Origin of the sequence: Endozoicomonas montiporae CL-33 (assembly GCF_001583435.1) — a bacterium.
In the GTDB taxonomy this organism is placed as follows: Bacteria; Pseudomonadota; Gammaproteobacteria; order Pseudomonadales; family Endozoicomonadaceae; genus Endozoicomonas_A; species Endozoicomonas_A montiporae.
Genome location: NZ_CP013251.1, coordinates 529665 through 542613, shown reverse-complemented (window position 1 = coordinate 542613; position 12949 = coordinate 529665). Strand labels below are relative to the sequence as shown.

The window sequence follows — 12949 nt, the reverse complement described above, 5'->3', positions numbered from 1 at the left end:
TTCTGTATCGACCTCCGGAACCGGTCATCGACACAGACAGGGCATCATTTTTATCAGCAGTACACAGGGTTAGCTTTATCGCCGTTGATGTTATATTTCTTCAGGGCTTTGGTCACTACCGACGGTTTGATTTCACCGTCTTTAACCAGTCCTGTCAGCGCTGCAATCACGACAAAGTAACGGTCAACCTCAAAGAATTCACGCAGTCTGGCGCGTGTATCGGAACGACCAAAACCGTCAGTACCCAGAGTGATGTAGGTACCCGGCACAAAATCGCGAATCTGGTCAGAATAGACTTTCATGTAGTCTGTTGCCGCCACTACAGGGCCTTTTCTGCCAGCCAGCTGCTTTTCAACCCAGCAAACCTGGGGCTCGGCTTCCGGGTTCAGCATATTATGACGAACAGCGTTCAAGCCATCACGGCGCAGCTCGTTAAAGCTGGTTGCACTCCAGATATCCGACTCAACACCAAAGTCATCACGGAGCAGTTCGGCAGCTGCACGCACTTCTTCCAGAATGGTGCCACAACCGATGAGCTGGACGCGCTTGCCTTGGGACTTTTTGCCTTCTTCAAAGCAATACAAACCTTTGACAATACCTTCCAGTACATCGTCGCCTTCCGGCAGGGCGGGCATTTTGTAACTGTCGTTCATAGTGGTGATGTAGTACCAGACGCTCTCGTTCTCGCCGTACATACGACGCAAGCCGTCTTGAATAATCACTGCCAGCTCGTAACCATAGGTCGGGTCGTAACTGATGCAGTTCGGTACAGTGGAAGCCAGCACATGACTGTGACCATCCTGATGTTGCAAACCTTCACCATTCAGCGAAGTCCGTCCCGATGTCGCACCGATCAGGAAACCTCTGGCCTGAATATCACCCGCTGCCCAGGCCAGATCGCCGGTACGCTGGAAACCAAACATGGAATAGAACGCGTAGAACGGAATCATGGGGACATTGTTGCTGCTGTAAGACGTTGCAGCAGCAATCCAGGCCGCATGCGCACCGGCTTCATTAATGCCTTCTTCCAGAATTTGTCCGGTGATGGACTCTTTGTAGAACATCACCTGATCGGAATCCACCGGTTCATACTTCTGGCCTTTTGCCGAGTAAATACCCAGCTGTCGGAACATGCCTTCCATACCAAAGGTTCGGGCTTCGTCCGGAATAATCGGAACGATGTGCTTGCCAATGCTCTTGTCTTTTGCCAGAGCACCCAGTACACGAACGTAGGCCATAGTGGTAGAGATTTCACGCTCACCGCTGCCTTTGAGTACCGCATCCAGTGCTGACAACTCCGGAATAACCAACTGCACATCAGACTGCTCACGTCGTGCAGGTATAAAGCCCCCCAGCTTCTCACGATGCTTGCGCATGTAGATCATTTCAGGGCTGTCTTCTGCCGGTTTGAAGTAAGGCAGGTTAGGCAGATCTTCATCTTTGATGGGCAGATCAAAGCGATCACGGAACTGTTTCAGATCATCAATCGGCAGCTTCTTGACATTGTGACTGATATTGGATGCTTCACCAGTGGTACCGGTACCGTAACCCTTCACGGTTTTTGCCAGAATAATGGTCGGCTGCCCGGTGTGCTTAACCGCTGCATGATAGGCTGCATAGACCTTGTAAGGGTCGTGACCGCCACGATTCAGACGCCAGATGTCGTCATCGGAAAGGTGCTCCACCAGTTTCAGGGTTTCCGGATAGCGACCAAAGAAGTGTTCACGTGTCCAGGCACCACCTTTGGCTTTACAGTTCTGGTAGTCACCATCCACGGCTTCATCCATCAACTTCTGCAACATGCCATCTTTGTCTTTGGCAAACAGCTGATCCCAGTGGCGACCCCAGGTGACTTTAAGCACGTTCCAGCCCGCACCGCGGAACACACCTTCAAGCTCCTGAATGATTTTGCCATTACCCCTGACCGGTCCATCCAGACGCTGCAGGTTACAGTTAACCACAAAAATCAGGTTATCAAGGTTCTCGCGACCCGCCAGAGAAATAGCACCCAGGGATTCTGGCTCGTCCATTTCACCATCACCCAGGAAGGCCCAGACCTTACGATTCTGATCCGGTGCCAGCCCGCGATTAATCAGGTACTTCATGAAACGTGCCTGATAGATAGCCTGCAGAGGTCCCAGTCCCATGGAAACGGTTGGGAACTGCCAGAAGTCAGGCATCAGCCACGGGTGCGGATAGGAAGACAGACCACCGCCATCAACCTCCTGCCGGAAACTATTCAGCTGGTCTTCAGTCAGACGACCTTCAAGGAAAGCACGGGAGTAAATGCCCGGAGAAGTGTGACCCTGATAGTAAACCAGATCACCTTCCCGGTCGCTTTCATGCCCGTGGAAAAAGTAGTTATAACCAATGTCATAAAGCGTTGCACTGGAGGCAAACGAAGAAATATGCCCACCCAGAGAACTGTCTTTCTGGTTGGCGCGCATGACCATTGCCAATGCATTCCACCGCACCAGAGAGCGAATACGACGCTCCATAAACAGATCGCCCGGCATCCGGGCTTCTTTCTCCGGAGGAATGGTGTTGCGGTAAGGTGTTGTTATTGCGTAAGGCAACTGTGTGCCCTTGGCTCTTGCATGCTGGGACAGGCGAGTCATCAGGTAATGCGCCCTGTCCTCCCCTTCTTTCTCCAGAACGGAATCCAGAGAGTCCAGCCACTCTCGGGTCTCGATAGGATCGATGTCGTGCATACTATATTCCGAAAATGTCGGCTCCGAAAATAAAGAGCGTTTGGCGAAAAAAGGTTATGACTTGTGATCACTCCTGATCCAGCCTGAACTATTCATTCTGATTTATTCTGAGTTCCTGAGAACCTTCCCGCCCAATCAGAAAACGTCTTGAGTAAGACAGAATAGTCCAGATTTCCCCCCCCCGGTCAGTCCGGAACCCTAAGGACAGGTTTAAGTCCGACAGGCTCCTGACCACAGCGAATGACTGCGGCTAACCTTTGTCACCGTTATTTACATCCATGCCACAGACTCCTTCCAAAAGACGCCAGCCGACGCTGTTTGCAAATAAGCAGTCAGCTAATCACCTTCCATCGAATTTATCTCAAAAATGATCAACTCTTGAGGGGTTATGGGGCTCGATGAGAATCCGTAGCAGCAAATTTTCTAAAACAATGATATCGATCAAATGTAATATAACTACAAGATAAGCAATTTCCACCATCAGTACCAGTACTAACGTGTAGTAAATTTACAAAACTACAACATCTTTACGACTTATCGTTATGCGTTGATCGTTTTACAAACATGCCTGCTGTGAATCTGTGTTAAATACATACAGGATGCACCTTAGCAGAATTCATGTTCTCGCTACAGCCGGTTTTAGTTAGAATCTTCGTACCAGTTCAGCAGCAGAGTATTGGCTCCATGTCCTTCCCGATTGCGATCTCACCCATCATCGCCCCTGTGGTCAACAAACACTGGCAGGCATTCTGTGCTCACTGCGTCGAAGACCCGTCCGGTTTTTCTCCCGATATTCTGAGTGATCCATCAAACAGCTCTTTCCTGCAACAACTGGCAAACACCTGGGCTGGCAGTGACTTTGCTGCAGAGCAATGCATAAAGCACCCGGAACTGGTGTATCAATGGCTGAGCACCCCCGACCTTCTAAGCCGCTTCGATCCGGAATTGCACCACATTCAACTGTCAGAGATCGTGGCAGACATCCATTCCGAAGCCGAATTGATGAAAGCCCTCCGACTGTACCGTAATCGGGAAATGGTTCGTATTATCTGGCGCGATCTCAACCGCACAGCTTCACTGCAGCAAACTACAGCCGATCTTTCGGCAATGGCTGATGCCTGCGTGGATCAGGCACTGCACTGGCTTTATCGGGATTGCTGCAAAGGGTTTGGTACACCGATGGGCAGTGATCCGGGTCAGGAACCAGAACCTCAGCAGATGGTCATTCTGGGCATGGGCAAGCATGGCGCCCATGAATTAAACCTGTCGTCTGATATCGACCTTATATTCACCTATCCCCATAAAGGCGAAACCGTTGGTGGGCGACGATCGTTTGATAATCAGGAGTTTTTTACCCGACTGGGGCAACGACTGATCAAAGTGATCGACAGCAAAACGGCTGATGGTTTTGTGTTTCGTGTAGATATGCGACTTCGACCCTATGGTTCCAGCGGCGCACTGGCAATGAGTTTTTCGGCCATGGAGCAGTACTATCAGGATCAGGGGCGCGACTGGGAACGTTATGCCATGATCAAGGCGCGCCCGGTGGCAGGCGATGTTTCAGCCGGAGAACAGCTGCTGCAAACCCTCAAACCGTTCACCTTCAGGCGCTACATTGATTTTGGTGCCATCACCGCACTGCGGGATATGAAAAAGCTGATCCAGAGAGAAGTAAAGCGCAAAGGCATGGAAACCAACATCAAGCTCGGTCATGGCGGCATCCGTGAGATTGAATTTATTGCCCAGTCCTTTCAGCTGATTCATGGCGGTCGCGACCGCAGCCTGCAACGCAAAGCCCTGCTGGATGTTCTGGATGTTCTTAGAACATCAGACTATTTGCCAGAACAAGCCTGTCTGGAGCTTCGCGACGCCTATATCTACCTGCGCGACCTGGAACACGCCATTCAGGCACTGAAGGATCAGCAAACCCAGAATCTTCCCGACTTTGAGGAACCACAAAACCGTGTCGCCTACAGCATGGGACACCCGGACTGGGTAACATTGATTAAGGTTCTTGATGAGCACAAAGCACGTGTAGTACATCACTTTGATCACGTTATTGCCGACCCGGATGAGCAGGATGACGACCAGCCCACGCCATCTGAAAGTTGGAAAATGCTCTGGGATGGTGAATTGTCAGTAGACGACGAGATAAGTCTGCTGGAAACGAAAGGCTTCAGCGATGTTAAAACCGTTCACAATCGTTTACTCGCCCTGCGTGACGGTAAGGCCATTACGCGTGTGAGAAGACAAAGCCGTGAACGGCTTGATACTTTTATTCCGATTCTGATGGAACAGGTGCTCACCACCGAAGCACCTGACGTCTGCCTGTTACGACTGGTTCCTCTCGTGGAAAGTGTATTGCGCCGCACCGCTTATCTGGTATTGCTGATGGAAAATCCGGCTGCACTGGATCACCTCTGTCGTTTATGCACAGCCAGCCCGTGGATCGCCGAGCAAATCACCCGCCATCCGGCTCTGCTGGATGAGTTTCTCAATGTCGGCAATCTTTACAATCCGCCCAAACAGGCAGAGCTGGCGGATGAACTGCGCCAACAACTGGCGCACATTCCGGAAGATGACCTTGAATCCCAGATGGAAGTACTGCGGCACTTTAAAATGGCACACGTACTCAGGGTGGCTGCAGCCCAGACAGCGGGTACGCTGCCACTCATGAAAGAAAGTGATTACCTGACCTGGATTGCAGAGGTTCTTCTGGAACAGGTGGTGGATATTGCCTGGCGCAACCTTATAGAACGACATGGTCGTCCGGCTAACCGAGATGGAGACCCCTGCAATCCGGGCTTTATTGTAATTGGATACGGTAAGCTGGGCGGCATAGAGCTGGGGCCAGGTTCAGACCTTGATCTAGTCTTCGTTCATGACGGGGCCGACAATAAAGAAACTGACGGCGAACGTCCTCTGGACAGTGGTACATTCTTTACCCGCCTCGGGCAGCGGATTATTCATATCCTGACAACACAGACGACATCCGGTTCGCTTTATGAAGCCGATATGCGACTCAGGCCTTCCGGTTCATCCGGCTTGCTGGTCAGCTCCATAGCTGCCTTTGAAAAATATCAGCTTAACGATGCCTGGATCTGGGAACATCAGGCTCTGGTCAGGGCAAGAGCGGTCGCTGGTGATAAACACCTGACGGCCCGTTTCGAAACATTGCGGAAAAAGATTCTCTGTCAGTCCAGAGACAAAGCATCATTACAAAAAGAAGTATCGGATATGCGCATCAAAATGCGTGAGCATCTTGGCTCCAGTAAAAACGACGCCGACGGCAACCCTCTTTTCCACTTGAAACACGACAAAGGCGGTATTGTTGATATTGAATTCCTGATGCAGTACGCCGTGCTGGCTTATTCCCATGATCACCCGGGTATTACCCGCTACACCGACAACATACGTATCTCGGAATCGCTGGAGCACAGTAATATCATCAGTCATGAACAGGGCAAACAGTTACGGGAAGCCTATAAATTTCTGCGTAAGGCGAGCCACTCAAGGGCTTTTTTAAATGAACGGTCATTTATCAAACCCGACCTTGTTGAACCGTTCAGATCCCAAGTGGGCAACCTCTGGCAGGAGTGGATGGAATAGCTATTCTATATTGGATCAGGAATACCGTCGGACAGCTTGGAATTCACAGCCGTTTTATGCTCAAATACCCTGCCTGCCCGCGATAAACCGAAGCGCTTGCAGCACTGTACCCGGCCACAGCACACTCTGTGGTCACGGTCATCACACTGCATCCAAGTACCGATGACCCTATATCCATTGGATTTGGAGATGTGGGTAGGCGGCAAACGAGCGAAGCCCCGTGAGCCTACAGATAGTAGGTGATCGGGGTGAGTGACGACTGCATGGACGCAGGAGCTAGAGCAACGCAGGAGCAGTTGCCGTGAGCAGCCAACGCCCCCACATGTTCAAAGGCGATGGGTATATCAGCGAAGGCGGTTATCGTTTCCATTTCTCGACAGCTGCCTGATAACAACAAAACTGAATCATTATGGATGCCGGCATTGCCGGACCAACAAAACCAATCAAAATGAATAACAGGCGGGAGTTTAGGTATGTCCTTCGCCGATAAAGATGGCGTTATCTGGTTTGACGGAGAACTGGTTCCCTGGCGTGAAGCCAAAACCCACGTTCTCACACACACACTGCACTATGGTATGGGTGTCTTCGAAGGCGTACGTGCTTATAGTACCGGGCACGGCCCGGCAATTTTTCGCCTGAAAGAACACACCGAGCGCCTGTTCCGCAGCGCCCACATCCTGGGCATGAAAATGCAGTACAGTAAAGAAGAGCTACTCGAAGCCCAGAAGCTGGTTGTCCGCGAGAATGGCCTTGAGTCCGCTTACCTGCGCCCAATGAGTTTTCTCGGTTCCGAAGGCATGGGACTAAGAGCTGAAGGCCTGAAAGTCCACACCATTGTCGCCGCCTGGGACTGGCCGTCCTATATGTCGCCGGAAGCACTGGAACAGGGCATCCGGATTCGCACCTCGTCGTACACCCGCCACCATGTCAACATTACCATGTGCAAAGCCAAAGCCAATGGTAACTACATGAACTCCATGCTGGCACTGCGCGAAGCACTGGACAGTGGCTGTGAAGAAGCACTGCTGCTGGATAATGAAGGCTATGTGGCAGAAGGCAGTGGCGAGAATATCTTCATTGTTAAAGACGATGGCATTCTTTATACGCCTGAACTGACGTCCTGCCTGGAAGGCATTACCCGGGACACAATTATCCGGTTTGCTCAGCATCTGGGTCTTGAAGTTCGTGAGAAGCGCATTACCCGTGATGAAGTCTATGTTGCGGAAGAAGCCTTTTTCACAGGCACTGCCGCCGAAGTCCTGCCCATCAGAGAGCACGATGGACGGGTGATCGGCAGCGGCAGACGCGGCCCTGTCACTGAAAAACTGCAAAAAATGTACTTTGATCAGGTCACTGGTAAAAGTGAATTATTTCCCGAATGGCTTGACTACGTAAAATCAGTGATCTGACCTTTGCATTGTGGCATTCTTGCGACGATTACTGAGTTTTTACCAACAAAAGTGGCGTATAATCTTACGCCACTTTTTTTTATGCTGCATTTACTCTGATTCTTTGGCACAGTCCTTTCGGTACAATTTGCTTAAGAGTTGCTTAAGAGTTGCTTAAGAGTTGCTTAAGAGCTATTTCAGGGCTGCTTTAGAGTTTTTCAAAAACTGTCTCAGAGCAGCAGAGGTATCTCGAAACCTGTTGAAGCAGTGTATTTTTTGCACATAAAACTGACAAGCTGAACGATCTCTGACGAACTGGTTACGACTGCTTTGTCTGGCGGTAGCGTGCCTGAACGCTGCACACGCCATTTGATAGTGAATAACGAATACCAATGAATCAAGGAACCGTCCAAGCCGTGAAGTACCTGATTGTCGGCCCCTCCTGGGTAGGGGACATGGTGATGGCACAGACGCTGTTTATTGCCCTGAAACGACAGTACCCAAATGCCATTATCGACGTACTGGCACCAGGCTGGAGCAGCCCTATTCTGGAACGTATGCCAGAAGTCAGACAGGCGATCGATATGCCTGTCGGCCATGGCAGCCTGAATCTGGGACTGCGCCGAAAAGTGGCACGTTCACTGAAAGCTGAAGGTTACAACCATGCCATACTGCTGCCCAACTCTCTCAAATCAGCTCTGATTCCGTTTCTGGCGGGCATACCGGTTCGAACGGGCTGGCGTGGCGAAATGCGCTACGGCTTGCTGAATGACATCAGAACGCTCGACAAAACAAAGTACCCGCTGATGATCGAGCGATTTGTAGCACTGGCTTACCCTGACAAACAGGCTCTGCCCGATCCTCTGCCCATCCCGGCACTGGAAGTAAATGAAGCGAACCTTGATAGCGCCCTGGGTCGTTATCGTCTCAACAGCGGTGCTCCGGTACTGGCGCTTTGTCCGGGCGCAGAGTTTGGCCCGTCCAAACAATGGCCTGCCGGTTACTATGGTGAAGTGGCACTTATCATGGCTCGGCGTGGTTGGCAGGTGTGGTTATTTGGCTCAGCAAAAGATCGTCAGGTCACGTCTGAAATTGTCAGTTATCTGCCTAAAACGTTACAGGATCACTGCTGTAATCTGGCGGGTGAAACCACTCTGGCTGACGCCGTGGATTTGTTGTCAAAAGCCGATGCCGTGGTCAGTAATGATTCCGGTCTGATGCACATTGCTGCCGCACTGTCTCGTCCTTTGGTAGCCGTGTACGGCTCCACCACAGCCGCCCATACTCCACCAATGAATGAAAACAGCAAAACCCTCTGGCTTGGACTAGAGTGCAGCCCGTGTTTCAAGCGTGAATGTCCTCTGGGTCATATGGACTGTATGAAAAAGCTGGGGCCTGAAATGGTGCTGAAAGCTCTGGGGGATCTGACGGGTAAAGAGCTGCTGGAGTGCCGGGAGTGAAGGTTCTTATTATTAAAACCTCCTCAATGGGAGATGTGATTCATACGCTGCCAGCCCTGACCGACGCCGCCAATGCTATTCAAGGTATTCGCTTTGACTGGGTGGTGGAAGAAGGGTTTGCAGAAATTCCCAGCTGGCACCCGGCTGTTGACAAGGTGATTCCGGTGGCTATCCGCCGCTGGCGGAAATCCCCGCTGAAAACCCTTCAGTCCGGAGAGTGGAAACGCTTTAAGGCATTACTGAAATCCCGTCGTTATGATGCCGTGATTGATGCTCAGGGACTGGTAAAAAGCGCCTTCCTGACCCGAATAGCCAAAGGGCCAAAGTTTGGCCTTGATAAGCACTCGGCCCGGGAACCGCTAGCTTCTACCTTTTACAAACATCCGCAGTCTGTCCCTTGGCATCAACACGCTGTTGAGCGGGTCAGGCAGCTGTTCGCGCTTTCTCTTGGTTATTCTGTGCCGCAAACAACCGGACACTTTCAACTGGATAAAAGTCACTTCCGCAGTGACGCGGTCACTGACAACCCTTATGTTGTCTTTATCCATGGCACTACCTGGCCCACCAAGCACTGGCCGGAAAAATACTGGTGCGAGCTGGCACAGCGAGTCAATGATGCAGGCTATGACGTCGTACTGCCCTGGGGCAGCGAAAAAGAAAAAGAGCGCGCCGAAATCATTGCCCGCAGTTCAAAGTCAGCCATCGTCCTGCCCAGAATGAATATTTGCGCCGTGGCGGGCGTCATTGCCAGAGCCAAAGCTGTTACCGCTGTAGACACCGGTCTCGGACACTTAACAGCGGCACTGGAGATACCCGCCGTATCACTTTATGGACCAACCAGTCCCGAGTTGGTAGGCGCTTACGGACAGTCTCAAATCCACCTGACGCTGGATGACTGTCCTGAAATCGATAAGACCTCTGTGATTAACCAGAATATTGAGCCAGAGATGTTCATCCCTATGACACCGGACTTTGTCTGGTCATCTTTACAACCACTGCTTAGTGAAACACCTGACCGGGAGTATCCATGATTCTGGCGTTTGCGCTGTTTAAATATTTTCCGTTTGGCGGTCTTCAGCGAGACTTTCTACGGATTGCGCTTGAGTGCCAGAAGCGTGGACATGAGATTCGGGTTTATACGACCAGCTGGCTTGGTGACAAGCCTGAAGGCTTTGATATTCAGATTCTGTCGGCACAAGGTTCAAGCAACCACCGTCGTATGCTGTCATTTCAGCGTCAGGTTCAGGCAAACTACAGGCAAAATCCCGGTGATGTATTAATTGGCTTTAATAAAATGGCCGGTCTTGATGTTTACTATGCATCGGATACCTGTTTCAAAGAAAAGGCACTGAACGACAGAAGCTGGCTGTACCGGCTGACATCGCGTTGCCGATATTATACAGCTCTTGAAGAGAGTGTGTTCTCACCCCGATACAACAGCCTTATTCTGACCCTGACCCAGCACCAGAAAGATACCTTTCAAACGCTGTACGGAACCCAGGCTGAACGCTTTGTTATGCTGCCACCGGGCATTGATCGCAATACAAAGATCCATGAACGTGAAAACATACGGAGCCATTACCGGGATAAGCTGGGAATTCCTGAGAATAACTCTGTTTTGTTGCTGGTTGCGTCCAGCTTTAAAACCAAAGGGCTCGACCGGGCCATTGATGCCCTTGCGTCGTTACCACAGCCTCTGCTGAAGCAAACAAAGCTTGTCATAGCGGGTAATGATGATCCGAAACCCTATGAGGCCAGAGCAGATAAGCTGGGCTGTTCGCAGAACATTCAGTTTCTTGGTGCGAGAAAAGACATCCATGAACTCATGATGATGTCTGACTTACTGATTCACCCGGCATACACTGAAAGTGCCGGAATGGTTTTGCTGGAAGCCATTACCTGCGGCCTGCCGGTACTGACCACGGACATCTGCGGCTACGCGCCTTATATCACTGAGGCCAAAGCAGGCCTGGTCGCTTCTTCTCCCTTTAATCAGGCAACATTCAACCAGTTAACGGCTGATATGCTGACATCGGACAACCGGAAAGACTGGATCAATAACGGTATTCAGTTTGCTCAGGTGAACGATTTGTACAGTCAGCACTCTAAAGCCGCTGAGGTCATCATTAATTACGCCAGAAAGGACAAGACTGCGGCATGACGCTTTACCTGCGTGAAGATTTTGAACAAGCCTGGAAAGGTAAAGACCCTCATACGCTGCTGGATTCCATGGATGGTGAAGTGTTCAGAGAGCTGGAAGCAAGAAGAACGTTTCGCTTTGAACAAAACGGCCTTGGCTACTTTGCCAAAGTCCACCGGGGTGTTGGCTGGGGCGAAATCTTTGAAAACCTGCTAAGACTTCGAATGCCAGTGCTGGGTGCCCGGAATGAATGGGCAGCATTGCAAAAGCTGCAGGCACTCGATTTAAAGACCATGGTTCCAGTCGCGTATGGCGAGAGAGGTTGTAACCCGGCAAAAATTCATTCATTTCTTGTGACTGAAGAGCTAAGGGACATGATCACTCTTGAGGATCTGGGAGAAGAATGGAAGCAAACTCCGCCTGATTGTGGTTTAAAGCGCACTATTATTAGCAAGCTTGCGACTATTTCCAGAACCTTGCATGACAATGGTGTTAATCACAGAGACTACTATCTCTGCCATTTCATGTTTAACCGCAACCAGCTCAGTAAACCGGAGAGTCTGGATTTTTACCTGATTGACTTGCACAGAGCCCAGATCAGACCACAATTACCTGATCGGTGGCGACTGAAAGACATCTCGGGACTGTATTTTTCTGCTATGGAATACGGGCTGACACAGCGGGATAGTTTTCGATTTATAAAAACCTATACCGGGCTTCCGTTAAAAGAAGCTTTAAAAAAATACGCCAAGTTGTGGAAAAAAATCGAATCCAAGGCTGAAAAGTTACAAAAAAGAATGGAACGTAAGGCCGGGCATCCAAATTATTGATTAAGCCAGAGACTTTAAACAGTTGCTCTGCCTGAACTGTGTAAAAAGAATTTATGATAACCTCTTCCTGCTGGACAGTGACCGGGCATTACCTGAATACAGCTGCCGAAGACGCTTTTGCAGATATAGACAAAGTATTCAATCTGACGGGTGAAAGAATTACCGATGACCGTTTCAGCGATGTCATCAAGGTCAACATTGAAGGAACCAACTACTACGTCAAACGTTATACCTCTGGTGGCAAAGGCCTCAGACGGTATTTAGGCAGAAGCCGGATCCGGGCAGAATGGGAAAATATGCTTCTCTTTCACCAGCTTGGTGTGCCTGCCGCAAAAGTCGTCGCTTATGGTGAGCAAAAAAGCTTCACCATGCTGAAGCGTGGCGTGCTGATCACTGAAGAAGTCAGGAATACTCTGGATCTTGCAGAAGTGGTTTATAGAGATGTTGACTTCTTAAAGAGCAAGCAATGGATGAATTCTGTGATTGAGCAAGTCGCATCTGCTGCCAAAAAGCTTCACACCAATGGGTTTGTCCACAATGATTTAAAATGGCGTAACATTCTGGTCACTCAGGAAGAGCACCCCAGAATAGCCCTGATAGACTGCCCGGGAGGAAGCAAACCTCTTTTTCCTTTTCTGGAACGGTCTATAGTAAAAGACTTGGCCTGTCTGGATAAAAAAGCCAAGTACCACCTGAGTAAAAGCGAACGAATGCGTTTTTATAAATTTTACACAAGCAGCAAAGTCATTACTCCAAAAATGAAGAAACAGATAAGACATGTTCTTTCGTTCTTTGAAGGTCGGGAATAAGC

At 50.1% G+C, this 12949-nt stretch carries 8 protein-coding genes; 7 read left to right on the top strand and 1 reads right to left on the bottom strand.

The window, feature by feature from the left end; genetic code table 11:
- Window positions 1-53: 53 nt before the first annotated feature.
- Complete coding sequence (gene aceE / locus EZMO1_RS02390) at window positions 54-2711, bottom strand: pyruvate dehydrogenase (acetyl-transferring), homodimeric type (RefSeq protein ID WP_034879360.1); 2658 nt, start codon at window positions 2709-2711, stop codon at window positions 54-56.
- A gap of 684 nt (window positions 2712-3395) precedes the next feature.
- Between aceE and glnE the strand changes: the two genes are divergently transcribed.
- The 7 genes from glnE (at window position 3396) to EZMO1_RS02350 (ending at window position 12947) form a co-directional block, all read left to right on the top strand.
- Complete coding sequence (gene glnE / locus EZMO1_RS02385; RefSeq protein WP_034879503.1) at window positions 3396-6320, top strand: bifunctional [glutamate--ammonia ligase]-adenylyl-L-tyrosine phosphorylase/[glutamate--ammonia-ligase] adenylyltransferase; 2925 nt, start codon at window positions 3396-3398, stop codon at window positions 6318-6320.
- Between the two features lie 473 nt (window positions 6321-6793).
- Window positions 6794-7729: a branched-chain amino acid transaminase gene (locus tag EZMO1_RS02380; RefSeq protein WP_034879361.1), complete on the top strand. Its 936-nt coding sequence runs from the start codon at window positions 6794-6796 to the stop codon at window positions 7727-7729.
- 395 nt (window positions 7730-8124) lie between these two features.
- The gene (waaF, locus tag EZMO1_RS02370) at window positions 8125-9168 is read left to right on the top strand and encodes a lipopolysaccharide heptosyltransferase II (protein ID WP_086936455.1); all 1044 of its coding nucleotides are present in this window, start codon (window positions 8125-8127) and stop codon (window positions 9166-9168) included.
- Complete coding sequence (waaC, locus tag EZMO1_RS02365; protein ID WP_034879364.1) at window positions 9165-10199, top strand: lipopolysaccharide heptosyltransferase I; 1035 nt, start codon at window positions 9165-9167, stop codon at window positions 10197-10199. The genes waaF and waaC overlap by 4 nt, the downstream gene beginning before the upstream one ends.
- Window positions 10196-11329 carry a glycosyltransferase family 4 protein gene (locus tag EZMO1_RS02360; protein WP_034879365.1) on the top strand — a complete coding sequence of 378 codons (1134 nt, stop codon included), beginning with the start codon at window positions 10196-10198 and terminating at the stop codon, window positions 11327-11329. Before waaC ends, EZMO1_RS02360 begins: the two co-directional genes overlap by 4 nt.
- Window positions 11326-12138: a lipopolysaccharide core heptose(I) kinase RfaP gene (gene rfaP, locus EZMO1_RS02355; RefSeq protein ID WP_034879366.1), complete on the top strand. Its 813-nt coding sequence runs from the start codon at window positions 11326-11328 to the stop codon at window positions 12136-12138. Before EZMO1_RS02360 ends, rfaP begins: the two co-directional genes overlap by 4 nt.
- 53 nt (window positions 12139-12191) lie before the next feature.
- The gene (locus EZMO1_RS02350) at window positions 12192-12947 is read left to right on the top strand and encodes a lipopolysaccharide kinase InaA family protein (protein ID WP_051790664.1); all 756 of its coding nucleotides are present in this window, start codon (window positions 12192-12194) and stop codon (window positions 12945-12947) included.
- Window positions 12948-12949: the final 2 nt, after the last annotated feature.